Source organism: Streptomyces sp. NPDC001137 (assembly GCF_040298885.1).
Taxonomy (GTDB): domain Bacteria; phylum Actinomycetota; class Actinomycetes; order Streptomycetales; family Streptomycetaceae; genus Streptomyces.
This window is the reverse complement of sequence record NZ_JBEPBA010000005.1, coordinates 185,204-212,052: the sequence shown is the minus strand read 5'-3', so window position 1 is coordinate 212,052 and position 26,849 is coordinate 185,204. Positions and strand designations below refer to the sequence as shown.

The 26,849-nt window shown below is 71.2% G+C and carries 23 protein-coding genes; 10 read left to right on the top strand and 13 right to left on the bottom strand.

Annotated elements, in window-relative coordinates:
* Positions 1-71: 71 nt before the first annotated feature.
* Positions 72-1,706, bottom strand: a complete 1,635-nt coding sequence (locus tag ABT254_RS12215) for an acyl-CoA dehydrogenase family protein (RefSeq protein ID WP_351467421.1) — start codon at positions 1,704-1,706, stop codon at positions 72-74.
* A gap of 341 nt (positions 1,707-2,047) precedes the next feature.
* On the opposite strand from ABT254_RS12215, the gene ABT254_RS12210 reads away from it, so the two are divergent.
* Complete coding sequence (locus tag ABT254_RS12210) at positions 2,048-3,193, top strand: YihY/virulence factor BrkB family protein (protein ID WP_351467418.1); 1,146 nt, start codon at positions 2,048-2,050, stop codon at positions 3,191-3,193.
* Positions 3,194-3,223: 30 nt separating this feature from the next.
* Here the strand turns inward: ABT254_RS12210 and ABT254_RS12205 are convergent, their stop codons facing one another.
* Positions 3,224-4,066: an NmrA family NAD(P)-binding protein gene (locus ABT254_RS12205; protein ID WP_351467415.1), complete on the bottom strand. Its 843-nt coding sequence runs from the start codon at positions 4,064-4,066 to the stop codon at positions 3,224-3,226.
* 80 nt (positions 4,067-4,146) lie between these two features.
* Between ABT254_RS12205 and ABT254_RS12200 the strand changes: the two genes are divergently transcribed.
* Both ABT254_RS12200 and ABT254_RS12195 read left to right on the top strand, forming a co-directional pair.
* On the top strand, positions 4,147-5,121 hold the full coding sequence (locus ABT254_RS12200) for an AraC family transcriptional regulator (RefSeq protein ID WP_351467412.1): 975 nt from the start codon (positions 4,147-4,149) through the stop codon (positions 5,119-5,121).
* A 43-nt stretch (positions 5,122-5,164) separates the two neighbouring features.
* Positions 5,165-5,851, top strand: a complete 687-nt coding sequence (locus ABT254_RS12195) for a helix-turn-helix domain-containing protein (protein WP_351467409.1) — start codon at positions 5,165-5,167, stop codon at positions 5,849-5,851.
* Here ABT254_RS12195 and ABT254_RS12190 read toward each other — a convergent pair.
* The 3 genes from ABT254_RS12190 to ABT254_RS12180 form a co-directional block, all read right to left on the bottom strand.
* Positions 5,834-6,235 (bottom strand): VOC family protein, encoded by a 402-nt coding sequence (locus tag ABT254_RS12190; RefSeq protein ID WP_351467406.1) that lies wholly within the window; start codon positions 6,233-6,235, stop codon positions 5,834-5,836. The genes ABT254_RS12195 and ABT254_RS12190 overlap by 18 nt on opposite strands.
* Positions 6,236-6,288: 53 nt before the next feature.
* Positions 6,289-6,921 carry a VOC family protein gene (locus ABT254_RS12185; RefSeq protein WP_351467403.1) on the bottom strand — a complete coding sequence of 211 codons (633 nt, stop codon included), beginning with the start codon at positions 6,919-6,921 and terminating at the stop codon, positions 6,289-6,291.
* A gap of 188 nt (positions 6,922-7,109) precedes the next feature.
* On the bottom strand, positions 7,110-8,150 hold the full coding sequence (locus ABT254_RS12180; protein WP_351467401.1) for a LacI family DNA-binding transcriptional regulator: 1,041 nt from the start codon (positions 8,148-8,150) through the stop codon (positions 7,110-7,112).
* Positions 8,151-8,509: 359 nt separating this feature from the next.
* On the opposite strand from ABT254_RS12180, the gene ABT254_RS12175 reads away from it, so the two are divergent.
* Entirely contained in the window at positions 8,510-10,096 is a 1,587-nt protein-coding gene (locus tag ABT254_RS12175; protein ID WP_351467398.1) for a carboxylesterase/lipase family protein, read from the top strand.
* 131 nt (positions 10,097-10,227) lie between these two features.
* Here ABT254_RS12175 and mmuM read toward each other — a convergent pair whose 3' ends face one another.
* Complete coding sequence (mmuM, locus tag ABT254_RS12170; protein ID WP_351467395.1) at positions 10,228-11,151, bottom strand: homocysteine S-methyltransferase; 924 nt, start codon at positions 11,149-11,151, stop codon at positions 10,228-10,230.
* A gap of 120 nt (positions 11,152-11,271) precedes the next feature.
* On the bottom strand, positions 11,272-13,371 hold the full coding sequence (locus ABT254_RS12165) for an autotransporter (protein ID WP_351467392.1): 2,100 nt from the start codon (positions 13,369-13,371) through the stop codon (positions 11,272-11,274).
* 187 nt (positions 13,372-13,558) lie between these two features.
* On the opposite strand from ABT254_RS12165, the gene ABT254_RS12160 reads away from it, so the two are divergent.
* Both ABT254_RS12160 and ABT254_RS12155 read left to right on the top strand, forming a co-directional pair.
* On the top strand, positions 13,559-14,662 hold the full coding sequence (locus ABT254_RS12160; protein WP_351467390.1) for a glycoside hydrolase family 43 protein: 1,104 nt from the start codon (positions 13,559-13,561) through the stop codon (positions 14,660-14,662).
* Positions 14,659-16,071: an RICIN domain-containing protein gene (locus ABT254_RS12155; protein WP_351467387.1), complete on the top strand. Its 1,413-nt coding sequence runs from the start codon at positions 14,659-14,661 to the stop codon at positions 16,069-16,071. Before ABT254_RS12160 ends, ABT254_RS12155 begins: the two co-directional genes overlap by 4 nt.
* 2 nt (positions 16,072-16,073) lie before the next feature.
* Here ABT254_RS12155 and ABT254_RS12150 read toward each other — a convergent pair whose 3' ends face one another.
* Complete coding sequence (locus tag ABT254_RS12150) at positions 16,074-17,750, bottom strand: rhamnogalacturonan lyase B N-terminal domain-containing protein (protein ID WP_351467384.1); 1,677 nt, start codon at positions 17,748-17,750, stop codon at positions 16,074-16,076.
* A 207-nt stretch (positions 17,751-17,957) separates the two neighbouring features.
* Between ABT254_RS12150 and ABT254_RS12145 the strand changes: the two genes are divergently transcribed.
* From ABT254_RS12145 to ABT254_RS12135, 3 genes are all read left to right on the top strand, one after another.
* Positions 17,958-19,001, top strand: coding sequence for a rhamnogalacturonan acetylesterase (locus ABT254_RS12145; RefSeq protein ID WP_351467381.1), 1,044 nt, complete (start codon positions 17,958-17,960; stop codon positions 18,999-19,001).
* Positions 19,002-19,081: 80 nt separating this feature from the next.
* A complete protein-coding gene (locus tag ABT254_RS12140) occupies positions 19,082-20,788 on the top strand; it encodes a DUF2264 domain-containing protein (protein WP_351467378.1) in 1,707 nt (568 codons plus the stop codon).
* Between the two features lie 208 nt (positions 20,789-20,996).
* Positions 20,997-21,161, top strand: a complete 165-nt coding sequence (locus ABT254_RS12135; protein WP_351467375.1) for a hypothetical protein — start codon at positions 20,997-20,999, stop codon at positions 21,159-21,161.
* A 51-nt stretch (positions 21,162-21,212) separates the two neighbouring features.
* On the opposite strand, the gene ABT254_RS12130 is transcribed toward ABT254_RS12135, so the two are convergent.
* Positions 21,213-22,214 (bottom strand): esterase/lipase family protein, encoded by a 1,002-nt coding sequence (locus tag ABT254_RS12130; RefSeq protein WP_351467372.1) that lies wholly within the window; start codon positions 22,212-22,214, stop codon positions 21,213-21,215.
* Between the two features lie 470 nt (positions 22,215-22,684).
* Here ABT254_RS12130 and ABT254_RS12125 point away from each other — a divergent pair, with 470 nt between their 5' ends.
* Complete coding sequence (locus ABT254_RS12125; RefSeq protein WP_351468063.1) at positions 22,685-23,104, top strand: NUDIX hydrolase; 420 nt, start codon at positions 22,685-22,687, stop codon at positions 23,102-23,104.
* On the opposite strand, the gene ABT254_RS12120 is transcribed toward ABT254_RS12125, so the two are convergent.
* From ABT254_RS12120 to ABT254_RS12105, 4 genes are read right to left on the bottom strand one after another with little or no spacing between them, the layout of a single operon-like run.
* Entirely contained in the window at positions 23,091-23,822 is a 732-nt protein-coding gene (locus ABT254_RS12120) for a hypothetical protein (RefSeq protein ID WP_351467369.1), read from the bottom strand. The genes ABT254_RS12125 and ABT254_RS12120 overlap by 14 nt on opposite strands.
* A 46-nt stretch (positions 23,823-23,868) precedes the next feature.
* Entirely contained in the window at positions 23,869-25,260 is a 1,392-nt protein-coding gene (locus tag ABT254_RS12115) for a hypothetical protein (protein ID WP_351467366.1), read from the bottom strand.
* Positions 25,261-25,297: 37 nt separating this feature from the next.
* Positions 25,298-26,110, bottom strand: coding sequence for an alpha/beta fold hydrolase (locus ABT254_RS12110; RefSeq protein WP_351467363.1), 813 nt, complete (start codon positions 26,108-26,110; stop codon positions 25,298-25,300).
* Positions 26,103-26,723 carry a TetR/AcrR family transcriptional regulator gene (locus tag ABT254_RS12105; protein WP_351467360.1) on the bottom strand — a complete coding sequence of 207 codons (621 nt, stop codon included), beginning with the start codon at positions 26,721-26,723 and terminating at the stop codon, positions 26,103-26,105. The genes ABT254_RS12110 and ABT254_RS12105 overlap by 8 nt, the downstream gene beginning before the upstream one ends.
* Positions 26,724-26,849: the final 126 nt, after the last annotated feature.

The following is a 26,849-nucleotide window of genomic DNA, read 5'->3' as shown; positions in this document are numbered from 1 at the left end:
TCGAACGGGCCGGTTGGGCGGGGGTGGTGCCGTGTCGGCGCAGCACCACCCCCGTACGACAGGAGCCCAGGTCAGGACACCGGTCGGGCCCGCTCGACCACCGACGCCAGGTCCAGTGTGTGAGGCAGCGTCCCGAAGGCCGCGCCCGCGTCGCCGCCCAGCCGCGAGGCGCAGAAGGCGTCGGCCACCTCCGGTGGGGCGAACCGGACGAGCAGCGAACCCTGGAGCACCAGCGCGAGCCGCTCCGTCAGCCGCCGGGCCCGCCCCTCGATCCCGGCCAGGTCGGCCAGCTCGGTCAGCAGGTCCTTGATCGCGGCGTCCAGGCGGTGGTCGGCGCCGCGGGCCTTGCCGACCTCCTGGAGGTAGGCGCCCAGGGCCTGCGGCTCGCGCTGCAGGGCGCGCAGCACGTCCAGCGCCTGCACATTGCCCGCGCCCTCCCAGATCGAGTTGAGCGGCGACTCGCGCACCAGCCGGGGCAGTCCCGACTCCTCGACGTACCCGTTGCCGCCCAGGCACTCGGCGGCCTCGACCGCGACCGGTGTACAGCGCTTGGTCACCCAGTACTTGGCGGCCGGCACGGCGATCCGCAGCAGCGCCCGCTCCTGCTCGCCGCCCTCGTCACAGGCGGCGGCGAGACGCAGCGCGAGTGTGGTCGCCGCCTCCGACTCCAGCGCGAGGTCGGCCAGGACGTTGCGCATCAGCGGCTTGTCGATCAACTTCGCGCCGAACGCCTCCCGGTAGGTGCAGTGGTGCACGGCCTGCGCGACGGCCTGCCGCATCAGACCCGCCGAGCCCAGCACGCAGTCCAGGCGGGTCGCCGCCACCATGTCGATGATGGTCCGCACCCCCCGCCCCTCCTCGCCGACCCGTCGGGCCCAGGTGCCGTCGAACTCCACCTCGCTGGAGGCGTTGGAGCGGTTGCCGAGCTTGTCCTTGAGCCGCTGGATCAGGAAGACGTTGCGGGAGCCGTCCTCCAGGACGCGTGGCACGAGGAAGCAGGTGAGCCCTTCCGGAGCCTGGGCGAGCACCAGGAAACCGTCGGACATCGGGGCCGAGCAGAACCACTTGTGCCCGGTGAGCTCGTATGTTCCCTCCTCGGCGAGGGGCCGTGCGCTCGTCGTATTGGCGCGTACGTCGCTGCCGCCCTGCTTCTCCGTCATGCCCATCCCGAACAGCGCCCCGGCCTTGAGGCGGGCGGGCCGCAGCTCGCGGTCGTAGACCATGGACGTGAGCCGCGGCTCCCACTCGGCGGCCAGGGCCGGGTCGGTGCGCAGGGCGGGGACGGCCGCGTGGGTCATCGACAGGGGGCAGAGGTTCCCGGCCTCGACCTGCGTCCACACCAGGAACGCGGCGGCTCTGCGGACATGGCCGCCGGGCCGGACCCAGGCCGCGGTCAGCCCCGCCGCGACACCCTTGCCGAGCAGGCGGTGCCAGGCGGGGTGGAAGTCGACCTCGTCGAGACGGTGGCCGTGGCGGTCGTGGGTGCGCAGCCGGGGCGGGTTCTCGTTGGCCTGGACCGCCCACTCCTGCAGCTGCGCCGAACCGGAGGCCCGGCCGAGCGCGGCCAGCTCGCCGCGCGCCTCGTCGAGCAGCTCGGGGTCCAGATGCCGTTCGACGGCCGCGGTGAGGGCACGGTCGCCGCCGAAGAGGTCGTAGTCGGCCAGGGGCGGGGGCTGGTTGGTCACGGTGTGCGTGGTGCCTGCCATGCGGCGAAAGTACCTCGGGGCGGGGCGGGGGTCACGCACGGCCCTCGGCCCCAGGGGCGGTCGGTTCTCGCCCCCGCCGCCCCTCCCCGCCCCGTCCCCGGGCCTCGCCCCTTCGACCCCGGTGGGGGCTGCGCCCCCTGCACCCCGCTTACGGGTGCCGCCCTCCCCGTACCCCGCTCCTCACATGCCGTGGCCGACGACGTGTGCCGTGTACACGGGCGGCCGGATGGACCCCGAACAATCCGGCCAACGCGAACATGACAGAAAAATGGGTCGTATCACTCCGGCGGCCACCGGGCCGGGGGATGAGTGCACTCGGCCGCGGCGGATACCGTTAGGTCGTGCAGTCAGCAAGTGAACCGCCGCAGAGCCCCTCCGGGCGTCTCCACCGGGCGCGTGCCCTCTATCGGAACGTCTCGAAGCGCAGGACTGCCTGGCTGCTGCTCAAGGACACCGTCAACTCGTGCATGGAGTACCGCATCCTGGGCCTCGCGGCCGAGGCCGCGTTCTTCACGCTGCTGTCCGTGCCGCCCCTGCTGCTGAGCCTGATCGGCCTGCTCGGCTACGTCGACGACTGGACCGGCGCGCACTCCATCGCGAGCCTGGAGAACAACATCCTGGAGGCGTCCCGCACCGTCCTGTCCGACAAGGGCGTCTCGGAGATCGCGCAGCCGATCCTGCACGACGTCATGAAGGGCGGCCGGCCCGACGTCATCTCCATCGGCTTCCTGTTCGCCCTGTGGTCGGGCTCCCGCGCGGTGAACGTCTTCATCGACACGATCACCGTGATGTACGGCCTCGACGGCGTCCGCGGCATCGTGAAGACCCGCCTGCTGTCCTTCGCGCTGTTCATCGTGGCCCTGCTGATCGGCTCGGTCGCGCTGCCGCTGATGGTGGCCGGGCCGGACGCGGTGGTGAACGTCGTGCCGTGGTCGACGACCGTCGTACAGGTCCTGTACTGGCCCGTCGTCATCGTCCTGTCGATCGCGTTCCTGACCACGCTGTACCACGTGTCCGTGCCCGTCCGCTCCCCGTGGATCGAGGACGTGCCCGGCGCCCTGGTCGCCCTCGCGATGTGGGTGCTGGGCAGCTTCCTGCTGCGCATCTACCTGACCAGCACGGTCGAGGGCCCCACCATCTACGGCTCGCTCGCCGCACCCGTCGCCGTACTGCTGTGGATCGGCGTGTCCGCGTTCGCCGTCCTGGTCGGGGCCGCGGTCAACGCCGCGATCGACCGGGTCTGGCCGGCCGCCGCGACCGCCGCCGCCCGCGCCGCGAACGAGCGGCTGCGCGAGGTGCAGCTGGCCGAACACGTGGCCCGCGCGGCCGCCGGCCACGAAACCGACCCGACCGACCCCGACATGCCCTCCGAGTTCCCGGAACGCTGGTCCCGCTTCCTGCCACCGGAGGACGTGACGTCCCGCCTGCGAACGCACGTGAAGAGCACCCACCCGCACCACAAACACGACGGTTCGGAGGCGCCCTGAAGGGGCGCGGGGCTGTGTCGACGCTCCCCGCTAAACCTTCCAAACTCCCGCCGCCGCAGCCTCCCTCACAAATTCCCCGAAGTCCCGGGGCGCCCGCCCCAACACCTGCCGGACCCCGTCCGTGAGATACGCGTTGCGCCCATCAAGCAGCCCCTCGAACACCCCCACCAGGAATTCCGCCTCCTCGGCCGGCACGCCGAACCCGGTAAGCGCCTCGCCATAAGCCCGCGCAGGCACCGGCGTATAGGAAACCGTCGTACCGGTCACGGAGGAGATCTCCGAGACCGCCTCACGGAATGACAGCAACCGCGGCCCGGTCAACTCCACCGTCCGCCCGACATACCGCTCCCCGGCCGTCAAAGCGACAGCGACCACGTCGGCGATGTCCCGCACATCGACGAACGGCTCCCGCACCTCACCGGCGGGAAACACCAGCTCCCCCCTGCGCAACTCCTCCACCAGCGGCCCCTCGCTGAAGTTCTGCGCGAACCATGCGGCCCGTACCACCGTCCAGTCCGCACCCGAAGCCTTCAGCGCCTCCTCGGTCGCCAGGGCCTGCCGCTCGCCGCGCGCCGACAGCAGCACCAGCCGCCGCGCCCCGAGCCCGACCGCCTCCCGGGCGAGCGCCCCGACGCTCTCGGTCGCCGCGGGGGCGCCGACGTCGGACGGGTGCACGAGGTACGCCGCGTCGGCGCCCCGCAGGGTCTTCGCCCAGGTCGTCGGGTCCTCCCAGTCGAAACCGTGGGCGCGGGAGGCGGCCCGCACCGCGAGCCCCGCCGCCCGCGCCGCCTGCGCCACGCGGCTCCCGGTGCGCCCCGAGGCACCGGTCACCACAACCGTCGTGTTCTGCGTGTTCGCTGCGTTCTCAGCCATGCCTCCAGTCAAGGTCCGTACGCCCCAAGACCCCATCGCCGAACGGCTCATTCCCATGTGCGGGCGTCTACGCTCAGGGCATGGACCCCCTTGCAGGTCTCCTCGACGGACCCCGCGCGCGGGGCGCCTTCATGATCCGGGCGTGTTTCGAACCGCCCTGGTGCGTACGGATCGAGGACCGCGCCCCGCTCAGCGTCATGCTGATGGTCCGCGGCGAGGCGTGGATCATGACGGACGCGGGCGAGCGAAGCGAGATGGGGGTCCCCCCGGCCGAGGGCTGGGGGAGGGTGTTGCTGCGGCCCGGCGACCTCGCCATCGCGCGCGGCCCGGACCCGTACACCTGCGCCGACGACCCCGAGACCGAACCGCAGGCCCTGATCCTGCCGGGTGCCGAGTGCCGCTACCCCGACGGGCGTTCCCTCAACGGCGTCATGGACCTCGGCGTGCGCACCTGGGGGGACCGGCTCGACGGGTCGGCCGTGATGCTGATCGGCACCTATCTCTGGCACGGCGAGGTCGGCGGGCGCCTGCTGGACGCCCTGCCGCCGCTGCTGTCCCTCACGCCCGACGTATGGGACTGCCCGCTCACCCCGCTCCTCATGGAGGAGATCGTGCGGGACGAGCCGGGCCAGGAGGTTGTCCTCGACCGCCTCCTCGATCTGCTGGTCATCGCGGCGCTCAGGGCCTGGTTCGCCCGCCCGGAGGCGGCGGCACCGGCCTGGTACCGGGCGCTGGCGGACCCCGTGGTGGGGCGGGTCGTGCGCCTGCTCCACGACGATCCGGCCCACCCCTGGACGGTGGCCTCGCTCGCGGCCAAGTCGGGAGTCTCCCGGGCCGCCCTCGCCCGCCGCTTCACCGGCCTCGTGGGCGAGGCCCCGATGACGTACCTGACCGGCCGCCGCCTGGCCCTGGCCGCCGACCGCCTGCGCGACACCGACGACACCCTGGAGTCCATCGCCCGCCAGGTCGGCTACGGCAGCGCGTTCGCACTGTCCAGCGCCTTCAAGCGGGTGTACGGCGTGAGCCCGCAGGAGTATCGGACGCGGACGGCGTAGTCCCCGCAGGAACGTCGGACGCGGACGGCGTAGCCTTCCGTGGGTGTACGCGGAGAGGGCGTCCCGGCTGACCGGGGCCGTCGTGTGGACCAACACCCCGTCCGGGGCGGGAGCCGGCCGTGTGCTGCCCGACGGCTGCATGGACCTGCTGTGGCACCGGGGCAGGCTGCTGGTCGCGGGGCCGGACACGCGTGCCTACGTCACCGCGGGTGAGCCCGGAGTGTGGGTGGGCGTCCGCTTCTACCCCGGCACCGCGCCCGCCCTGCTGGGTGTGCCCGCACACGAGCTGCGCGACCGCCGGGTGGCGCTCAGCGAACTGCGGCCGGCCGCCGAGGTCCGCCGCCTCACCGCCCGCGTGAACGCGGCCGCCGAACCGGCAAGCGGCCTGGAGGAACTCGCGCTGCGCCTGGCCGCCGACACCGAACCCCCCGACCCGCTGCTACGGCACCTCGTGACCGCCCTCGGCGAGGGCCGCCCCGTCGCCGCCACCGCCGACGAACTCGGCCTGGGCGCCCGCCAGTTGCACCGCCGCTCCCTGGCGGCCTTCGGCTACGGCCCCAAGACGCTGGCCCGTGTGCTGAGGCTGCAGCGGGCCCTGAGGCTGGCACGGGAAGGGGTGCCGTTCGCGGAGACGGCGGCCCGGGCCGGGTTCGCCGACCAGGCCCATCTGGCTCGGGACGTCAAGGAGCTTGCGGGGCTGCGGCTCGGGCAGCTACTCGGCCGCGGGTAGCTGCGCGAACAGGTCGACGCCGTTGCCGTCAGGGTCGTGCACCACCGCGTACCGCATCCCCCAGAAGGCGTCCCACGGCTTGAGTTCGCCGTGGTACCCGGCGCCCACGAGGTCCTCGTAGACGGAGTCGACCTCGGCGGGCGACCCGCAGTTGAAGGCGAGCGAAATCCGGCCGCCGCCGGCCGGTGGCTGATACGCGGGGTGGAAGGAACGGACGGTCTCCTCGGGATCCAGGGCGAGCGTCAGCCCGCCGGGCAGCTCGGTCTCGACGTGCGGCTGGTCCTCGGAGCCCTCGGGGAAGACGAGCCCGAGGCGACGGTAGAAGGCGAGCGAGGCGGCCATGTCGGAGACGACCAGGCCGACCACGGCGAATCGTGGAGTCATGCCGTCACCGTAGGCAGCGCCCCCGCGGCCGGTCTTGAAGGAATCGGACACCCTCAGCCGAAGGTCACCGGCCCGCGAGGCGTGTCCACCGTGAACGAGAGACCCACCGGCCCCTCGGACACGGCCAGCTCGGCTCCGACGGCGGACAGCAGCGGGCGTATCTCGTCCGGGTCCGGGGCGGTGGCCGACAGCCGGAGCAGGGGAGTGACGGGCAGAGCCGCCGATGTCGGGTGCGCCGAGGACCCCCAGTCGATCAGGAAGGGAACGAGACCGGACGGATGCGCGGTGTCGCCGTCGGTCAGGCGCCATTCCAGCAGCGTCCCGTCCGGCCGACGGCGGCTCATCGGGCGCACCGGACCGGGGTCGTATCCCCGCGCCCGCGCCGCCGCGACCGCCGTGTCCAGGTCCGGCGGACTGATCGCCCAGGTCACCGTCCGCGCGGAGGCCAGCTGGTCGACGTCGAACGGGCGGGGGCCCTCCGGCCCGGACTGTTCCGGGTCGGGCCCGATGATCTCCAGATAGCTGGAACCGCCCAGTGAGACCAGGTAATTGCGAGTACCGAACCCCACATGCGCACCACCGGGTGCAGGCGTCACACCGGTGAGCCGAGCGAAGTCGGCCACGGTCGCCGCGAGTTCGGGGGTCGCGAGAACCAGATGGTCCAGATGCACGGGAATGGCGTTCATGCCGGCCGAGGCTACGCAGAGGGCCACCACAATGGAACGCCTGTGCGGCGGAACTGATGCAGCAGGGGGTGCGGCGGCGCCCTGAAGGGGCGCGCGGCTGCGTCGATGTGCGGCTACCGCCGCTCGGGCGCGACCAGCCACGACGCAGCCGCAGACGAACGACGTACAGCGGCACTCCCGGCTTGCGCTCAGCGCGGGCGTCCCGTGCTGGAACGCTCCACCAGCCGAGTCGACAACTCCGTACGCGTCCCCTCCAGGCGATCCCCCGCCATCATCCGCACAAGCAAGTGCAACGCGGCCCCCGCCATCTCCGCCAGCGGCTGCCGGATCGTCGTCAGCGCGGGAGCGACCCACCGCGACTCGGGCAGGTCGTCGAAGCCCACCACACTCATGTCGTCCGGCACCCGCAACCCCCGTACGGCCAGGGCCCGGTACACCCCCAGGGCCATGTGGTCGGAGCAGACGAACACCGCCGTCGGTGGCTCGGGCAGGTCCAGGAGGTCCAGCATGCGGCGGTGTGCGACGCTCTCGTCGAAACCGGCGTGGCGGACGTACTCCGGCCGGTGCCGCACCCCCGCCGACGCGAGCGCCGAGCGGTACCCGGCGACCCGGGCGCTGCTGCACATCTTGCGCTGGTGGCCGGCGATGACGGCGATGCGTTCGTGGCCGAGGGAGAGCAGGTGCTCGGTCGCGGTGACCCCGCCCTGCCAGTTCGCCGCGCCCACCGACACCACGCCCGGAGGGGGTTCGAGGACCGGGTCGATCAGTACGTACGGGATGCGGTGCGTGGCCAGCCAGGCGTACTGCGAGGGCGTCAGCTCGGCCAGGTTGAACAGCACCCCGGACGAACCGCGCGCGATGAGCTTGTCGAGCCAGCCGCGCTCCGGGCGTCCGCCACGGGTGCGGGTGAGTCCTGCCGAGACGACCACCTCGAGACCCGCGTCGTGCGCCGCCGCCTCCACACCGTGGAGCACCGCCCCCGACCAGGAACTGTCCAGCGAGTGCACGACCAGGTCGACCAGCCCCGGCACCTTCGCCGCGTCGAACCGGGGTCTGCGGACGTAGCCGAGCCGGTCCAGGGCCTCCGTGACGCGGCGGCGCGTCTCCGGGGCCACGTCCTCCCGGCCGTTGACCACCTTGGACGCGGTCGGCACGGAGACCCCCGCCTCGCGGGCCACGACCGCCAGCGTCGGCCCGGCCGCCACGCTCGCACTCCCCGTGCGGACCATCGGGAACCACCTCTCCGGCCCGCCCGAGGGCCATGAAAAGTTTCGACCACCACAGAAGCAGTAAGCGCTTCCCCACATTAGATTCACCAGATCACGTCGGGAAGAGGCCGGACTTCTCAGGTCTACGCGGTTTCAGACTTTCGAAACTTCGAACGTGGCGGCCATGTACCACGACCTCGTCGCCCCCGAAAGGCGGAGGTGACTACGGCTCCACCAGCGGCGGCTACGGCCGGCTCGGGTTCGGCATCCTGATGTACGCCAAGTAGCCGGTGAATCGCGCTCTGCACCGGAATACCGGAGCGATCTGTGGTGCTCTGTTGTTACCGGTGCAGGGGCGCGGTGAGGAGGCTGATGGTCGTATGACGGCAACAGTCCAGGCAGACCCGGTGGTGAACACACCGTACGGGGCCGTACGCGGCCGGTACGAGCACGGCGTCGCGGTGTTCCGGGGCATCCCGTACGCCGCACCCCCCTTCGGCCCCCGCAGGTTCCGTCCGCCCGTGCCGCCCGAACCCTGGGACGGTGTGCGCGACGCCGGCGCGTTCGGGCCGACGCCGCCGAAGCCGCCGTACTCCGAGGCCTTCGAGAAGTACCTGTCCGACCCGGTCGTCCCCGGTGACGACTGTCTCAATCTGAACGTGTGGACGCCTGAGCCGGGCCCCGGGGCCCGGCTCCCCGTTCTCGTGTGGCTGCACGGCGGCGCCCTGACCAGGGGATCCTCCGCGGTGCCGGTGTACGACGGGCGGAACTTCGCCCGGGACGGTGTCGTCCTGGTCTCGATCAACTACCGGCTGGGCGTCGAGGGCTACGGACTGTTCCCGGACGCTCCCGCCAACCCCGGTCTGCGCGACCAGCTCGCCGCTCTGCAATGGGTGCACGAGTCGATCGGGGCCTTCGGCGGAGACCCCGGCCGGATCACCGTCGCCGGGCAGTCCGCGGGGGCGATCAGCATCGGCGCCCTGCTGGCCGCCCCGCAGGCGCAGGGGCTGGTACGGCGGGCGGTCCTGCAGAGCGGGCCGCCCGAGGCGTTCGAGCGGGACAAGGTACGGCGCATGGTGCGCCGCATGGCCACCCGCCTGAAGATCCCCGCCACCGCCGCGGCCTTCGCCGACGTCGACCGCGATCTGCTCCTGCGCACCCAGGCCGACGTGGGCAAACTCAGCAGCCCAGTGCTCGGCGGCCCCTCCTTCGGGATCGTCGTCGACGGCGATCTGGTGCCGCGCGATCCGCTGGAGGCGCTCGTCGACGGCGACGCGGCGCGGGGCGTCGACCTGATGATGGGCTGGACCAGCGACGAGTACCGGCTCTGGCTCGTCCCCGGCGGCCTCCTGGAACGCGTCGATCACCTGGGCGCGGTCGCCCTCGCCGGCGCCATGGCCCGCTGCCACTGCAACACCGAGGTGCCCCGCGGCTATCGCACCCTGCACCCCGAGGCGGGCACCGCCGAGATCGTCGGCCAGATGGTCACCGACCATCTGTTGCGCCTCCCGCTGCACCGCCTGGCCGACGCCCGCCCCAGCACCTCGTACGTGTACGAGTTCGCCTGGCCCTCCAACCTCCCCGACCTCGGCGCCTGCCACGCCCTGGAGCTCGGCTTCGTCTTCGACACCGGCGATGTCCCGGAATCGCGCAAACTGGCAGGTGAGGGCGCGCCCCAGGAGCTGGCCGACACCATGCACGCGGCGTGGGTGCGGTTCGCGGCCGACGGGAAACCCGGCTGGGAGCCCTGGGACGCCACGCATCCGGTGCGGATCTTCGACGCGGGCGAGCCCCGCACCGTCCACGGGCCGCGGGACGCCGAGATCGCCCTGTGGACCGCCGACGCGCTCAGGACTCCGTCCTCCACTCCCGCCTCGGTCCCGGTCGACGGTACGTCCACGCGCAGCACGGAGCTGCGCTCCGTCGTACGCCGGCTGCGGCTGCCCGGCTCGGTCCGCAGACAGTGACCACCGGGCTTGCGCCCCCGAAGGGGCGCGGGACAGCGTCGATATGCGGCTCCGCCGCGCGGGCGCGAGCGACCACGAACAATCCGTAGTCGCGAGGCAACAGAACCCGCTACGGCGAAAAGGCGAACGCTTCAGCGACCCAGCGCCCCGGCAATCCCCGCGATGGCCTGCGGCCCCACCCGGCAGCACCCGCCGATCAGCCGCGCCCCGGCGCCCCGCCACCCCGAAACCTGCTCGGCGGCGAAGGAAGACCGCCCCGCCCAGGTGCGACCCTCCGCATCCCAGGCCTCACCACTGTTGGGGTAGACGACGACCGGTTTGCCAGTGACCCGGACGGCAGTCAGCACCGCACCGTCGACATCCTCCGGCGCACAGCAATTGACGCCGACGGCGATCACTTCGTCCACGTCGGCGGCGAGGCCGAAGGCTTCCTCCAGCGACTGCCCCGCACGGGTGCGATCACCGTCCACCGTGTACGAAAGCCAGGCGGGGACGCCAAGTCCGCGCACCGCCCGCAGCAGCGCCGTCGCCTCGTCGGAATCCGGCACCGTCTCCAGCGCCAGCACGTCGGGACGGGCGGCGGCCAGCACCTCCAGCCGGGGCCGGTGGAAGCGCTCCAGCTCGTCGACGCTCAGCCCGTACCGCCCCCGGTACTCGGAGCCGTCCGCGAGCATCGCCCCGTACGGGCCCACGGACGCGGCCACCCACAGCGGCCGCGTGACCCCCTCGGCCTGCGCCCGCCGTGCCGCCTCGCGCGCCAACTCCACGCTCAGGGAGAGCAGTTCGGCCGCCTTCTCGTGCCCGATCCCGCGCTTCGCGAACCCCTCGAACGTGGCCTGGTAGCTCGACGTGATCGCCACGTCCGCACCCGCCTCGAAGTACGCGAGGTGCGCCTCGGTGATCGCCTCGGGCCGCTCGGCGAGCAGCCGCGCCGACCACAGTTCGTCGCTCAGGTCGTGCCCGGCGGACTCGAGCTGGTTGGACATACCGCCGTCGAGCACCACGGTGGTGGCGGCGAGGGCCTCGGCGAGGGAGGGAGGGGTGTCGCTGGTCATGTGAAGACGCTAGCCGAAGAGGCCGGCGACGACCGTCCATGTCCATCACGTGAACAGGTCGCCCAGCATGTGGGACGCCGGGTTGCGGTCACGAACCGTGTGAAGCGGTGAGGCGTCGGCCTAACCGTGCGCCGCATGCCGTCCGCCCCTCCGCCCGCCACCGCGCCCGCGCCTGACCGCCGGCACCACGAGCCCGACGAGCAGCCCCGCCGCCAGCACGTACGGCCACCAACCAAGGCCGCTGTCCGCGGTGCCGCCCGCCGCCGCCGCGCCGGAGGATGCCCTGTCCGGGCGGGCGGCGGTCGGGGAGTGGCTCCCGGTGGCCGCGGTCAGGGTGACGTCATTGCCGTCGCCGCCGTGGTAACTGATCCGGTACGTGGTGTCGGCGAGCTTCAGCCGTGTGCCTTCCTTGAACCCCTTGAAGGCGCCGGTGGTCCTCGACCTCCCCGAGTGCTCGATGACGGTGATCGCAGGCGCCGGTTTCGTCCCGGCGGCCGACAGGTCGAGGTCTCCGGCCAGTCGGACCGATGATCCCGTCACCTTCAACGGCGCGGCGCCCAGGACCAGTTCGCCCTTCGCGCTCTGTGCGTAGCTCCCGGAGACCGTGACCCCGCCCGCCACGACACCGTCGTTGGTCACGGCCCCCTTCACGGTGCCCTTGCCGCTCAGCGTGGTGGCCACGCGCAGTCCGGACGGCCCGGGGTCGAGCCGCGAGCCCGTCGAGTCGAGTCTGATCGCCTTGCTGTGGACGAGGGTCGCGCCGGAGCGCAGTGCCAGGGTGCCCTTCTCGACCGTCGTCGTGCCGGTGTACGTCACCTGGCTTCCCGTCAGGGTGGCCGTGGCGGTCCCGGTCTGTGTCAGAGATCCGCTGCCGCCGATCCGGGACAGCGCCAGGGACTTGCCCGTGTTGTTCAGCACCAGCGAGCCGTTGTCGACCACCTTGTAGAGGTCACCCTTGGTGTAGAGGCCGCCGTCCCCTCCCGGCCTGCCGCTGCCCAGTCGCAGTACCGCGCCCTTCTCGACCGTCGTCGAGCCGTTGTAGTACTGGACGGCGGCGAAGGTCACATCGTTGCCCTTCGTCCCCTTGATGACGATGTCCCCGGCGCCGGGCGCGGCCAGCGTGTCGTGGAACCTGCCGCCGCCGATGGGAGCGCCCAGTGTCACCGGCCCGTCGTAGTCGAACGTGAGCAGCGAACGGGAGCGCGCCGCAAGCAAGTTGATGTAAACGGTCTCTGCCGTGCCCGGCATGAAGATCTTGTGGGTCGTGCCGTCGCCCCACTGGACGTTCGCGCCCTTGATGTTGGTGCCGCGCTTGTTGACGTTCTTGTGCGCGGGCGTCCAGTTCAGGGACGGGTCGCTGAGTGAGGGGTCGGTGTCGCCGCCCTGGTTCGACCAGCTGTACTGGCCGGTCAGAATCACCTTGCTGCCGGGCCGTGACTGGACGTTGATGTCACTGCCGTACTCGCGCTGGTAGAAGTCCATGCCCATGGTGACGGTCTGATTGAGAGGCGTGTCCACGGTCCAGGTGCCCTGGTTGAGGACCTTGCGCACGTTCGGCAGCGACGTGGCGAACTCCGGCGCGCCGGCGCTGAGCTGCGTGCCGTTGTCGATCACCCCCGAGAAGGAGTGGGTGCCCGACAGGGACCAGCTGCCCCACAGGAAGCGCGGCTGGGTGATCAGGCCCGAGCCGCTGATCGTGCCCAGGTTGTAGGCGCTCGTCAGCGACAGCCGCAGCGTGCCGTCGACCCGGATGTTGTCCTGGTTGAGCCGGAACGCCGGGGTGTTGTACGGGAAGTGCCCGATCAGCCCGGTCGTCCCGCCGTCGCCGTACTGCAGGGTCGCGCCCCGCTCGACGGTGATCGCGGGCGGGTCGGCGTCGGCCGTGGTGACGTACGGGTGGTTGCCGCCCCGCGTCCTCACGACCTGCCGCTGACGGGACCGGGGGAGCGTGAAGTCGCTGTCCTTGGTGAGGACCAGCGTTCCGCCGCCGCGCACCGTGAGCGTGCCCTCGCCGCGGAACACCCCGTCGTACTTGGTCGTCCCGGACGGCACGGTGACCACGGTGTCACCGGTGAGCGTCACGTCCCGGTCGGCGAGCACCTCGGCGGTGACATCACGGGCACCGGCTGCTGCTGCGGGGGGAGCGGTGGAGAGCAGGGCGGCGACGGCCGCGAGGGCTCCGGCGAAGGCTGCTGTCTGGTGGGGGGTATGGCTGCGCACGTCAGAGGAGACGGCCGGGAGAGCCGCCGATAACAGAAAAACCGCCGAACGGGCGGAAATTTGGAAAGCGCTGTCTGCCGGTCCCGTCAGACCCGTTGACCTCCCCGTTCCACACCCTTACCTTTTCGGCGTTCGTAATGACAGATGTTGTTCGCTACCTCGAACGCCCCCCATGAGAGGCAGCCGCATGAGCCGCAACAACGACCTGCCCCAAGTCCCCAGCCGTCGCCTGATGCTGAAGGGAGCCGCCCTCGCCGCGGGCGCCCTGGCGGCCACCCCCGCCGTGGCCACCGCCGCGCCGACAGCGAAGGCGGCCCCGTTCGTGAACCCCCTCGTCCGTCAGCGCGCCGACCCGTACATCCACCGCCACGCCGACGGCCACTACTACTTCACGGCCACCGTCCCCGAGTACGACCGCATCATCCTGCGCCGCTCCCGCACCCTGAACGGCCTTGCGACCGCCCCCGAGTCCGTCATATGGACCAAGCACGCCACAGGGGTCATGGGCGCGCACATCTGGGCGCCGGAGATCCACCGCATCGGCGGCAAGTGGTACATCTACTTCGCCTCCGCGCCCGCCGAGAGCGTCTGGGACATCCGCATCTGGGTCCTGGAGAACGCGAGCCCCGACCCCTTCAAGGGGACCTGGGTGGAGAAGGGTCAGGTGAAGACCGCCTGGGAGACCTTCTCCCTGGACGCCACCACCTTCAGCCACCGCGGCACCCGCTATCTCGTCTGGGCCCAGCACGAGCCCGGCATGGACAACAACACCGCCCTGTGGCTGTCGAGGATGGCGAACCCCTGGACCCTGACGGGACCTCAAGTTCGGCTCTCCACCCCGGAGTACGACTGGGAGACCGTCGGCTACAAGGTCAACGAGGGCCCGGCGGTCCTCGCCCGGGGTGGCCGTCTCTTCCTCTCCTACTCGGCCAGCGCCACCGACTACCACTACTGCATGGGCCTGCTGACCGTCGACGCGAACGCCGACCTGATGAACCCCGCCAACTGGTCCAAGTCGCAGGTCCCCGTCTTCACCAGCAACGACACCACCAAGCAGTACGGCCCCGGCCACAACTGCTTCACGGTCGCCGAGGACGGCCGCAGCGACGTCCTCGTCTACCACGCCCGCCAGTACAAGGAGATCACCGGCGACCCCCTGAACGACCCCAACCGCCACACGCGGATCCAGAAGCTGGGCTGGAACCAGGACGGCACCCCCCACTTCGGTGTGCCCGTGGCCGACACGGTCGCCGGCTCGGCGGCCGACTCCGGTAAGGACGGCGTGAGATGAGACGTGCGTACGCGGTACTGCTCGCCCTCTGCCTGTCCCTGTTCGGCGCCCTCGCGACCGCCGGCCCCGCGCAGGCCGCCGCCCAGACCGTCCCCAACGGCGTCCAGTTCACCGACACTTCGGGCAACCCGGTCCACGCCCACGGCGGCGGCGTCATCAAGGTCGGCTCCTACTACTACTGGTTCGGCGAGGACCGCAACAGCGACAACACCTTCAGGTACGTGGACGCCTACCGCTCCACCGACCTGAAGAACTGGGAGTTCCGGAACCACGTCCTGACCCAGTCGTCCGCCACCGAGCTCGGCACCGCCTACATCGAGCGCCCGAAGGTCATCTACAACGCCGCCACCGGCAAGTTCGTGATGTGGATGCACAAGGAGAACGGCGTCGACTACAGCCAGGCCCGCGCCGCCGTCGCCGTCTCCGACACCGTCGACGGGAACTACACCTACCAGGGCAGCTTCCAGCCGCTCGGCCAGTACATGTCCCGGGACATCACCACGTTCGTCGACACCGACGGCACGGCCTACATGGTCTCGGCCGCCAACGAGAACTACGACCTGCACATCTACGAGCTCACCGCCGACTACACCGGCATCGCCTCCCTGGTCGCCAACCCGTGGCCGGGCGGCCACCGCGAGGCCCCGGCCCTGTTCAAGCGGGGCGGTGTCTACTTCATGCTGACGTCGGGCGCCACCGGCTGGAGCCCCAACCAGCAGCAGTACGCCACCGCGACCAGCCTCTCCGGCCCGTGGACCGCGATGACGAACGTCGGCGACTCCACCGCCTACGGCTCGCAGACCGCGTACGTCCTTCCCGTCCAGGGGACTTCGGGCACCTCGTACCTCTACATGGGCGACCGCTGGGGCAACTCCTTCGGCGGCACGGTCAACGACTCCCGGTACGTCTGGCTGCCGCTGACCTTCCCGAGCTCCACCTCGATGTCCATGTCCTGGTCCCCGGAGCTCACCGTCGACACTGCCGCCGGGACCGTCACCGGCACCAGCGCCACGTACAACACGCTGATCGCACGGCACAGCGGCAGGTGCGCCGACGTGACCAACCAGTCGCTGTGGCAGGGCGCCCAGGTCAAGCAGTACGACTGCAACGGCGGCACCAACCAGAAGTACTGGTTCAAGTCCCTCGGCAGCGGCTACTACCAGCTGGTGGTCAGGAACAGCTCCCTGTGCGTGCAGGAGAACGCGAGCACCGTCACCCAGGAGAACTGCAGCAGCTCGGCCACCACCCAGCAGTGGTCACTGACCACCTCCGGCTCCTACGCCAACATCACGTCCCGCGCGAGCGGCGAGTGCCTGGACGTGTCCGGCGCGTCCACCGCCAACTCCGCCGCGATCATCACCTACACCTGCAACGGAGGCACCAACCAGCAGTGGACGCGCGGAACCTGACGTCAGATCAGGAGATCGATCGCGTCGATCGACGTACCCGCACTGAGGAAGGACGTCGTCCCCGAGCCGCTCACCACGTTGATCTTCAGCACGTTGTACCGGCTGGTGTCGGTGAGCCAGGCACTCGCCGGAACGCTGTAGGTGAACGTGTGGTTGTTGCCCCGGTACGAGCCCACGGTCAGCGACCGGGTGCTCGGCTGGCCGGGCGGCGAGGGGATCGACGACGTCCAGTCGTTGACGCTGATCTGCGGCCGTCCGTTGGCGTAGGCCGTCGTCACACCGATGCGCAGGGTGTGCGCGGCGGCGGCCTGCGCGGCCGTCAGCCTGAAATAGACGAGGATGCCGCTGTTGACGTCCTTCCAGAGGTAGCAGGGGAAGGCCGAGGTCTCCGTCCCGCTGCCGATGACGACGTTGCCGGTCCAGGACGCGGCCCGGCTGTCGGACGGGTGTGCGTACGTCATCAGGTCCGCGTTCTTGAACCCGCTCGGCGAGCCGTTCCAGTCCCCGATCCGCCAGATCGCGCTCGCGTTGCCCGGGTCGTTGGAGGAGGGGATCGCGATGGTGTTGAGGGTCGTCGTCCCGCCGGCGGTGACGGTCACCGAGCCGGTGTGGACGGCCAGTTCACCCTTGAAGACGGTCAGGGTGTACGTCCCCGGCAGCACCCCCGGTATGGAGAAGTAGCCGTCCGAGGAGCGGGCCGGACCCCAGTACTGCGCGGCCGGGCCGGCGAGCCCGACGGTGTACGGGAACGCCGTGTTCCGCCCGGTGATCCCGACGCCGGCGACCCTGCCGCGTCCGCTCGCCGCGACGTACCCGGAGATGCCGAGCGAGTCGGCCCAGGAGGTGGTGAGGTTCGCGTGGTACAGCGCCGAGGAGGGCGCGCCGCCGTCCGTGAAGGCGATGACGTACGGGCCCTGGAGGCCGAAGCGCTGGGCCTCCGTCTGGTTCTCGCCGTAGTAGAGGATCTCGTACAGGCCGCCGCCGTCGGCGCTCTGGTGGCGCAGCAGGGAGCGGTAGAAGGGGCCTCCGGAGGCCTTCTCGTGGTTGGAGCGGACCACGTACAGACCGACGCTCCCCGTGGACCAGCCGATGTAGTCGTAGTCGATGACGCGGAGCTTCGAGTAGTGCTTGGAGCGGGTCTGGCCGTCGGACTTCTCGAACACGTCCGAGGCCTCGACGGTGGTGGGCGCGTACGTGTACGAGTCGGGCTCGTCGTTGAGGAACATGCCCGCCTTGACGCGCACGATGTAGCGCGTGGCGCTGACCGAGTCGTCGGCCTTGTTGGTCCACAGGTAGACGTTGTTCTCGCCGCTGCGGGCCGCGTAGTAGTGCTTGAGGGTGCCGTGGGCGACGGAGATCAGGATCGTCGAACCGGACTGCTTGATCGTCACCGTGGAGGTGCCGAGACCGGACTCGATGTGGGAGTTCTTGCCTCCGTAGCCCTGGTACTCGGTGCCCTTGTAGACCAGCGAGGTCAGGTCGCCGTTGGTCTTGCTGACCTTGAAGACCAGGCTCGCGCCGGTGTCGACGACGTAGTTCGACCCGTCGTCGGAGTAGCCGAAGCTCGCGGCCGAGGCCGTGGAGGCGAGCGGCCCGGCGAGGGCGGCCGTCCCGGCGGCAGCGGCGGAACCGAGGACGAAGGTACGGCGGCCGACCGGTCTGTTCGCGGTTTCGGACATGGGGGGTGCCTCCTCCGGAAGCGGTGTGGGGGTGGAGCGAGTGGTTGTGAGGGTGACAGCTGAATCGATTTCGCGAAAGGGCTTTCACGGACGCGAGGTTGGCAATCTTGTGAAATTGGTCGGATAGCTAGAAAGCGCTTGTTGGGAGGGGTACGGTCCCAGCCGCCAGACCTTGTCGTCCGGTCGTTTCCTCGGAGGGACACGCGAATGAGACGTTTCAAGCTCGCCCTGCTGGCGGCGCTGACGCTGAGCGCCGGGCTGACGGCCGCACCGGCCCAGGCCGACGACAAGCCCCGCCCCCTCGGCATCGAGAACTGCACCGCCGGCGCCTGCCACTTCGCCGTACCGCCCGGCACGTACGACGTGAAGGTCCTCCTCGGCGGCGCGGCCGCGTCCAGCACGAGCATCAGCGGCGAGACCCGGCGCTCCCTGCTCCCCGAGACGGCCGCGGCGGCCGGTGAACGCGTCGCCCGCAGCTTCACGGTGAACGTGCGCACACCGGAGGGCGAGCCGACGGGACCGGACGGAACTCCCGGTCTGGATCTGGCGGTCGGCGGCTCGGCCCCCGCGCTCGCCGGCATCAGCGTCACACCCGCCCGGCACACCCACCAGATCCTCCTGGTCGGCGACTCCACGGTCTGCGACCAGCCCGCCGCCCCGTACTCCGGCTGGGGCCAGCAGCTGCCGCAGTACCTCCGCCGGGGCCTGTCCGTCGCCAACTACGCGGATTCCGGCGAGAGTACGGTGACGTATCTGAGGAACCCGCAGCTGTGGGCCACCGTCCAGCCGCTGATCCGCCCCGGCGACCTGGTCCTGATCCAGCTCGCCCACAATGACAAGACCACGGACGAGGCGACGTACCGGGCCAACTTGGAGACACTGGTGGCAGGTGTACGGGAGAAGGGCGGCGAACCGGTGCTCGTGACCCCCGTCGTGCGGCGCTGGTTCAATGCGGACGGCACTTTGAACAACAACACCGCACTGCTGGTCAACGGCCTCGGAGTGGACCATCCTGCTGTCATCCGCTCGGTCGCCGCGGCGCAGCACGTGCCACTCGTCGACCTGACGGCCGGGACGAAGGCGCTGGTGGAGTCCCTGGGCGTCGAGGGCTCCAAGGCGATCTATCTGTACAACGAGAAGAAGGACAACACCCACACCTCCGTCCACGGCGCCACGGTGTACGCGGGACTTGTCCGCGACGCACTTGTCGCCCAGCATCTGGTCCCGGAGGGTCTGGTGCGGGTGCGATGAACTCCTGGGGCGTCTCGACCGGAACCGGGGCGCCCCAGGTCCCCCCTTCGTCCGTCGCCGCAGCTCCTGAGAGAGAACCGATGCACCTGCCTGCCGAGGACCGCACGGCGAGTCCGCACACCGGCTACACCCGTGCCCACTGGGAGGCGGCCGCGGACGCCCTGCTGACCGCGGTCGAGCCGTACGCCGCGGAGGGCGGCGCGCTCTACCACCTCCCCGGCGACCGCACGAGCTGGTCCGGCCGGCTGTCCGACGGTCTGGAGGGCTACGCCCGTACGCTGCTCGCCGCGGCCTTCCGCCGCGACGAGACCGTGCTTCAGCGCTACGCCGACGGGCTCGCGGCCGGTGTCGCGGGTGTCTGGCCGCGGATCGAGGACCGCGGCCAACCCCTGGTCGAGGCGGCGTCGATCGCTCTCGCGCTGCGGCTGACCCGCCCGCTGCTGTGGGACCGCCTCGACGACGGCGTCCGACAGCGGGCGGCCGCCTGGCTCGGGGACGCGCTGACCGCCGAAGCCTGGCCCTGCAACTGGGAGCTGTTCCCGGTGACGGTGGGCGGATTCCTCGCCGAAATCGGTTACGAGACGGAGGCCTCCCGCAAGGCGGTCGACCGCGGCCTGGAGCGCATAGAGGGCTGGTACGTCGCCGACGGCTGGTACACCGACGGCGGCGGCCGCAAGTTCGACTACTACAACGGCTGGGCGATGCACCTGTACCCGGTGCTGCACGCCTGGCTGGCGCAGGACACCGCCCTGCTCGACCTGTACGGGGGCAGGCTCTCCCGCCATCTCGAGGACTACGCCCGCCTGTTCGGCAAAGACGGCTCCCCGATGCACCAGGGCCGCTCGCTCACCTACCGCTTCGCGACGACGGCCCCGCTGTGGCTGGGCGCGCTGACGGGACACACGCCGCTGCCGCCGGGCGAGACGCGGCGGCTGGCCTCGGGGGCCCTGAAGTACTTCCTGGAACGAGGCGCGATGGACTCCCGCGGCCTGCTCACCCTCGGCTGGCACGGCCCCGACCCGGGTGTCCTGCAAGGCTATTCGGGCCCCGCCTCCCCGTACTGGGCGAGCAAGGGCTTCCTCGGCCTGCTCCTGCCGCCGGACCACCCGGTGTGGACGGCTACGGAGGAGCCGGGCCCGGCGGAGCGCTCCGACGCACTCACTCCGATCTTGGCCCCCAACTGGCTCTTGCAGTCCACGAGCTCGGACGGGATCGTCCGTCTCCACAACCATGGCAGCGAGGACGTCCGCTACGACCCGTACTACACGCGCCTGGCCTACTCGACGGTGACCAAGCCTTCGTCGTCGTACGACAACAGCGTGATCCTCGGGGGCGATCCGAGCCGGACGGACATCGAGCCGTTGGGCGTGGGGGAAGGGTGGGTTGCCTCCCGGCACACTGCGGGCGGGGGAGCCCGGGTCACCAGCGTGGTGCTGGCTCGCGGGGCTGTGGAGGTGCGGGCGCACCTGGTGGCGGGGGCGGAGCCCGGGACGACCGTGCGGCTGACGGGGTGGGCGGCGGAAGAGGGCCTGCGGGCCGAGTTGTCGCCGGTCGTCGGGCTCTCCGACGCGCTCACCGGGGCCACCGGCGCGGGAGAGACCCTGTTCGTGGCGCTGGCCCGGCTGACCGGGGAGGAGGATCCCGTGCCGCTGGGGAAGACGGTGAGCGTACGGGTCGACGGGGCCGGGGAGTTGACCGTGCGCTGGAGCGACGGGCCCGAGGTCCGGGTCCGGCTCCGCGGATTGCGGGACGAGATCGTCGTGGAGGAGTCCCGTCCCGCAGGGTGATGACTCACGACGGGGGAGGCACAGCCCACGGGGGGTGGTGGCAGCGCGCCGGGCTGAACCCCGCGCGGCCACGTCCGCGCACTCGCTGGTGCGCATGGGCGCGGCCCGGGTCCGCCGGACTTCGTCCGGTGCATCCGGCCACGGACGAGGCCGTGTCCTGCCCCGTCCCCGCCATGTGTCGTTGTAACCCGCCGAAAGATAGGGGAACTTGGCCACCAGGCTCACCGAGCTGGTGGTGACCGAGGGGCGGTCGGCGGCCGGGTCGAGGCGCCGGCCGTGGCGTACCGGTACCGACGAGCGCGGCGGTCGCGGCGAGTCCGGCGAGTCCACGCGACGACGGGCCTACGGGCGGTCCGGACCCGGCGGGGCGTGAAGGTTGCCGCCCCGGTTTCCCGGGGCGGCGGGCGTCACCTCGTGGCGGGTTTCAGCCGCCGAGCACGGGGAGGGTGAGACCGCACTGGACGGGCTGGGCGTGGGTGGGGTCGAGGGCGTTGCGGACGAGTTGGGCGGCGTTGGAGTCGTAGGCGATCGACACGTGTTCGGAGAGGTCCTGGCGGCAGATGTCCTGGATCGTGATGTTCTTGACGGTCGCGCCCGGTCCCGCGGTCAGGAACTGGTGGGTGTACGGGGTGACGACCTCGTCGAACTTGGTGGCGATGACGGTGTAGGAGACGCCCGGCTGCGTGTCCCCGTCCCGGTCCAGCGTCTTGTTCACCTCGGAGCCGACCATCTGGTCCGCGTAGGCCTGGCCGACGAGGAGGGAGACGGGCTGGTTGAGACCCAGCTTGGTGGTCAGTGTGCCGAGGCCGGAGGCGGTCGTGCCGTGGTTGGAGGGCGCCAGTCCGATGAGGCTGTGCACCTTGTTCCGCTTCGGGTGCGCGGGGTCCGTGCCGCCCGCGAACCGCAGATACCAGCGGGGCGTCAGACCGCCGCCCTGGGAGTGCCCCACGAGGTCGACCTGCTTGGCCCCGGTGGCCTTCAGTACGCGGTCGACGTAGGCGGCGATCTGCCGGGCGGAGTCCGGGACGTGCGCGGTCGCCTTGATCGGGTTGCCGGGCGCCCCGCCGTAGTTGACGGCGAAGACGCAGTAGCCCAGCTGCTTCAGATACGGGGACATCGTGCCCCAGTTGAGCTTGGCGTTCGCGAAGGTCCCGTGCACCAGGACGACCGGGCGCGGATGCTGACGCGTGGGCTTGCAGGTCCAGTCGTCGGCCCCGGCCGGTGACCCTTCCGGGTCGAGGAGCCCGCCGACCCCCGCCGCCGGGAGGGCCAGGAGGTTCCGCGGTGGCGGAGGGGGCGCGGGACTGTCGGCCGCGACCGCCGCGCTCTGCTGCCCCACGGCCAGCGTCAGGGCGAACCCCGCACAGACCGCGGCCCACCTGGCGCGCCGTCGGGCCGACCGCTTCCAGGCAACATTTCGAGTCATCGCGCCGCTCCTCGTCTCGGGCCGGCCGAGCGCCGACGCCGAGATGATCGAGGAGCGGTGTGCGCGCGGTGCGTGACGACCGCGCGCAACGCCCCTCATGGAGCAGCGATTTCACCCGTCCGGACCGTGTCCTCCCGCGACTCGGCGAGGACGAAGGGGCCGGGCGTGACCCGAACGGATGGGGTGTGAGGCGAACGGTTTACGCACGAACAGTGCGGCCGTCACTGAAGCCAGGCGCTCCTGGCCTGCCGGTATGACCGGGACTCCACGGGAAACTCCCGCCCGGGCCGTCACCGGCGTGGTCGACCGCGTCCTCGAACTGGCCGCCACCTGGAGGAACCGGGCCGGTAAACCCGCCTCTCATGACCCGGCTCACAGCGCTCGGCGGTGAGTCCTTGGTAGAGTGGGGACTTTCGTGGGTATCAGACCCTTTGGACTCATCTCCGGCGAGGGACCGAGGAACCATGGACATGGACATCCCCGGCGACAAGCGACTGGCGGCTGCCGTCGTCATGGACGACAAGGGCCGGGTGCTCCTGGTCCGCCGCAGCGAGACGGAGAAGTTCCTGCCCGGAGTGTGGGGCGTCCCCTGCGGCAAGCTCGATCCGGAGGAGAGCGCCCGGGACGGTGCGCTGCGGGAGCTGAAGGAGGAGACGGGGCTCCTCGGTGAGGTCGTCCGCAAGGTCGGCGAGTCGTCCTTCGTCAGCGAGTACCGAGGGCACGAGATCAAGAACTGGCAGGAGAACTTCCTGGTCAGGCCGTTGAGCGAGCAGATCACCCTCCCTCGGGCCGACCAGGCCTATGCCTGGCTCGAACGCTCCGAGCTCACCACGGTCGAGATCGACGAGTACAACCTCGACATCGTGGACCAGGCCTTCACGAACTCCTGAGCAGCTCGGCGAGTCCGTCCAGCGCCGCCAGATAGTCGTCCGTCTCCAGCGGCACCTTCGGTACGGCACCCGGATGCGGGCCCGCCTCGGTGAACACGTCGGTGTGCTGCCGTCGTCCGCTTCCCGTCTCCAGGAACAGCGTCACCGTGGGTACGTCCGTGTCGCACCAGGCGCGGTGCAGGGTGTGCGCCGGCAGGGCGTACGCGCTGCCCGCCGCGTACTGCCCCACATGCGTCAGCCGCAGCCGCGCGGGACCGGCCGGCTCCAGCAGCCAGTCCGCCGAACCCTCCCTCAGCGACTCCTCGTACCGGGCGGCCGGGATCCCGTCCCTGCCGCCGCCTTCCACGTCGTACAACTCCATGGCGAGCCGCCCGCGGACGACGTAAGAGGCGAGCGGGGAGCGGTGGTTGTGGATGTCCTCCTTGCCGATCGCTCCGGCGCCCGGGTGCCAGAGGTGGGCGCGGAGCATGTGCCGCGGTCCGCCGTCGATCAGCAGCAGCTTGTCGAAGCCGAGGACGTGCCGGTACGAGAGCCGGGCGCACCCTTCCGGATCGCCCTCGCCGGAGGCCAGCTCGGCGACCAGCTCCAACAGCCGCTCGGGTGAACCGAGTTCGGCGACGACGCAGCGGGCCGCGGCGACCCGTTCGTGTTCGGGCAGTTCACCGTCCAGCGTCCCGGCCAGCAGTCGTCGCGCCGCCAGAACCTGCCGACCGCCCATGCACACATACCTCCGCGTTCGCTGCTTTCGGCCTACGGTTTCCGGTTCATTCTTCCGGTCGATACATCCATACGGCATGTGCCCGCAGCGCCGAAAGACCTTGGTAGGTCATCCACATGGGATGCCGCAGCTCACTGCTGTCGGTCCGGCCCCAGGACCAGATGCCGTCCGTCTGCCCGGCCCACACGGCGGCCGCCGCCCCGTCCAGCCGCTCCCGCCAGGCATCCTCCAGTCCGTCCTGTGCCGCGACCTCGCGGGCGCCCGGGGTCATCAGGGCGCGCAGCACCCAGGACGCGGTGAAGTGCCGTACGTTCAGCACCTCGTGGCGCTCGGGGTCGTCGGTGCGGGGGCGGCGCACCTCCTCGCGCAGGTTCCGCAGGTCCGGGCAGCGGATGTGGGACGCGCCGGCGCAGGCCAGCAGCCAGCGCACCCCGTCCTCGCGGGCGGAGCGGGCGCCCGCGCCCTCGGCTTCGTCCAGCACCCGGGCGGCCCGGTCCAGGGCCACCACCGCCTGCGCGGTGTGCAGCGCGGAGGGCATTCCGTACGGCGGGTCGAGACGGTAGCTCCAGCAGCGCAGGTGATCACGGCGCGGGTCGCTGATCGCGCCGTCGCACAGGGCCTCGCGCAGCACGGGCAGTACGGCGGATTCGGGGGCGGCGCGCAGCAATCCGCGCAGCACGGTCGTCACCACGTGGGTCGACTCCCGCCCGGCGCGGTCGAGTTCGCGGGTGAAGCCGGCCGTGCAGCGGCCGACCTCCTCGGCCAGCCGCTCGCGGGACGCGCCCGCCCGGGCCAGTGCGCCCAGCACCAGCGCGGTGACCTCGGGCCGTGGCTCCGCGCCCTGCGACCGCGCGGACCAGCCCCCGTGGGGCAGCCGCAGCCGCCACAGCGTGTCGACGAGATCGCCGGTGCGCAGCCGTCCGTCGGGCACGCCGAAGTCGAGCATGATGTGCAGGCCGTAGGCCGTGCCCACGGAGGTGGGGCGGGGCGGGCTGCTCTCGCCCAGGGAGTGCGACCAGCCGGTGAGCCGCCCGCGGGCCGGGTCGTCGACCACGCACACCTTGTCGACGAGGGTGGCGTACGCGGCGGCGTAGACCTGGGGGAGCGGGCCCGGCGCGGAGCGTTCCATGACGACGGGGGCGGTGGTGGCGGGCCGGGAGGGGCCGGCCGCGGCACGGGCCCTGAGCAGTGCCGCCGCGAGCCAGGCGGCCACGCCGGTCCCGATCCCGCTGACCCCCGAGATCAGGTATTTGGCGGCCTCCCCGCCGAGGGAGCCGGGCAGCACCCCGAACAGGAACTGGAAGACGGCATACCCGGCGGCAGCGCAGCCGAGGCTGCCCAGCCAGCCGACGAACCGTGCGGCCTCGCTCGGCCCGCCGGGTTCCGGTGCGGTGCGGTCCGATCTCAAGGGACCGCGTCCCAGCTGCTGTTGAGACACGGCACGCTCCCTCCCCCGAAGCCTCCAGTCTAGGTGGTCAGAGGGGCGGGTGTGCCGCCTCCTCCAGCGTCCCGGTGAGCCGCTCGGCGAACGCGACGGGATGCTCGGCCACACCGATGTGCCCGCCGGGGAACTCGACGAAGCGGCTGCCGTCGCCGCAGCGCTCCGTGAGGAACCGGGCGGTGCGGTGGAGGAGTTGACCGCGTGAGTCGGAACCTGCCGCGAGGGTGAGTCTCGCGGATGAGGCGGCGAGCGCGGGGAGGTCGGGGGCGTACGAGGTGAACTGCCGCAGGACATGGACGAGGAAGAGGGCCATCGGGGTGCCCAACTCCTCCTCACGGGAGAGGGGTTGACCCGACGGATGGTCCTCCGGCCGCTGTCCCGCGAGCACGGCGCCCAGCCGGACGGCGGCTGCCCGCAGTCCGGCGGCGCGGTAGGTGTCGTACACCTCCTGGAACAGGGCCTGCTGCCGTGGCCCGTCGGGGAGCACCCCCACGCACGGCGGTTCGTGTGCGACGACGTGCCTCAGCCGCTCGGGGTGCCGGGCGAGCAGGTCGAGGACGGCGATACCGCCGGAGCTGGTCCCGAAGGCGTACGCGGACTCGTCCTCGGCGAGGACCTCGTCGAGGACGCGGACTGCCCCGTCGCTCCACTCCTGCACCCGCTGGTCGCCGACGGGTTCGCCGAGCCGTCCGTGCGCGAGCCCGAGGGGGTCGTACGTCACGACGGTGAAGCGGTCGGCGAGCACGTCCGTCATGGGGGCGAACCCCATGGGATGCCCGGCCCCGCCCGGGACGATCAGGAGGACGGGCCCCTTGCCGCGTACGTCGTAGTGCAGGTCCTCAGCCATTGCTCTGCTCCTCGCTGTTGTTCTCGCTGTCCATCTCGTTGTTGTTCTCCCGGGGCCAGTTCTCGAGCGTCACGTGCAGGGCGTCGACGGCCTTGTCCCAGGACTTCTGTACCTCGCGTGCGGCGCCGAAGCCGCCGGTGGCCTCCAGGGCGCAGTAGCCGTGGAAGGTGCTGCGCAACAGGCGTACGGCATCGGTGAGATCGGGTTCCTCGAGGCCGTAGGCGCGGAGCATGCCGTAAGTGATCTCGGCGGTGCGGCGGAAGCCGGGAGAGGCGGCGATCAGCGTCTGGTCCATACGGATCTGGGTGGCGGCGTACCGCCCGGGCCGCTCCAGCGCGTACTCCCGGTAGGCGCCCGCGAAGGCGGCCAGCGCGTCCTTGCCGGCCCGTCCCGCGACCGCGAGGGCGATGCGGTCGATCAGCTCGGCGCCCGCGAACAGCGCGAGGCGGGTGCGGAGGTCGTCGAGGTTCCTGATGTGCGAGTAGAGGCTCGCGTCCTTCACGCCGAAGTGGCGGGCCAGGGCGGACAGGGTGACGTTCTCGAAGCCGACCTCGTCGGCGAGGTCGGCTGCCGCCGCGACGATACGGGCGGGGGTGAGGCCGGCTCTGACCATGGATTGAATGCCTTTCCTAGGAGCCCTAGGAAATAACCTAGTGCTCCTAGCTGCTTCTCGGCGAACGAATTTTGATTCCCGTGTCACAGGCGGCCGGGCTGTCTCGTCCCAGATCTCGAAGAAGGG

What these genes read in the sequence shown, in the direction of transcription:
- ABT254_RS12215 (WP_351467421.1), bottom strand. Translation starts at nt 1,706, where the DNA reads ATGGCAGGCACCACGCACACCGTGACCAACCAGCCCCCGCCCCTGGCC.
- ABT254_RS12205 (WP_351467415.1), bottom strand. Translation starts at nt 4,066, where the DNA reads ATGGCTGAGAACGCAGCGAACACGCAGAACACGACGGTTGTGGTGACC.
- ABT254_RS12200 (WP_351467412.1), top strand. Translation starts at nt 4,147, where the DNA reads ATGGACCCCCTTGCAGGTCTCCTCGACGGACCCCGCGCGCGGGGCGCC.
- ABT254_RS12190 (WP_351467406.1), bottom strand. Translation starts at nt 6,235, where the DNA reads ATGACTCCACGATTCGCCGTGGTCGGCCTGGTCGTCTCCGACATGGCC.
- ABT254_RS12185 (WP_351467403.1), bottom strand. Translation starts at nt 6,921, where the DNA reads ATGAACGCCATTCCCGTGCATCTGGACCATCTGGTTCTCGCGACCCCC.
- ABT254_RS12180 (WP_351467401.1), bottom strand. Translation starts at nt 8,150, where the DNA reads ATGGTCCGCACGGGGAGTGCGAGCGTGGCGGCCGGGCCGACGCTGGCG.
- ABT254_RS12175 (WP_351467398.1), top strand. Translation starts at nt 8,510, where the DNA reads ATGACGGCAACAGTCCAGGCAGACCCGGTGGTGAACACACCGTACGGG.
- mmuM (WP_351467395.1), bottom strand. Translation starts at nt 11,151, where the DNA reads ATGACCAGCGACACCCCTCCCTCCCTCGCCGAGGCCCTCGCCGCCACC.
- ABT254_RS12160 (WP_351467390.1), top strand. Translation starts at nt 13,559, where the DNA reads ATGAGCCGCAACAACGACCTGCCCCAAGTCCCCAGCCGTCGCCTGATG.
- ABT254_RS12155 (WP_351467387.1), top strand. Translation starts at nt 14,659, where the DNA reads ATGAGACGTGCGTACGCGGTACTGCTCGCCCTCTGCCTGTCCCTGTTC.
- ABT254_RS12150 (WP_351467384.1), bottom strand. Translation starts at nt 17,750, where the DNA reads ATGTCCGAAACCGCGAACAGACCGGTCGGCCGCCGTACCTTCGTCCTC.
- ABT254_RS12145 (WP_351467381.1), top strand. Translation starts at nt 17,958, where the DNA reads ATGAGACGTTTCAAGCTCGCCCTGCTGGCGGCGCTGACGCTGAGCGCC.
- ABT254_RS12140 (WP_351467378.1), top strand. Translation starts at nt 19,082, where the DNA reads ATGCACCTGCCTGCCGAGGACCGCACGGCGAGTCCGCACACCGGCTAC.
- ABT254_RS12130 (WP_351467372.1), bottom strand. Translation starts at nt 22,214, where the DNA reads ATGACTCGAAATGTTGCCTGGAAGCGGTCGGCCCGACGGCGCGCCAGG.
- ABT254_RS12125 (WP_351468063.1), top strand. Translation starts at nt 22,685, where the DNA reads ATGGACATCCCCGGCGACAAGCGACTGGCGGCTGCCGTCGTCATGGAC.
- ABT254_RS12120 (WP_351467369.1), bottom strand. Translation starts at nt 23,822, where the DNA reads ATGGGCGGTCGGCAGGTTCTGGCGGCGCGACGACTGCTGGCCGGGACG.
- ABT254_RS12110 (WP_351467363.1), bottom strand. Translation starts at nt 26,110, where the DNA reads ATGGCTGAGGACCTGCACTACGACGTACGCGGCAAGGGGCCCGTCCTC.
- ABT254_RS12105 (WP_351467360.1), bottom strand. Translation starts at nt 26,723, where the DNA reads ATGGTCAGAGCCGGCCTCACCCCCGCCCGTATCGTCGCGGCGGCAGCC.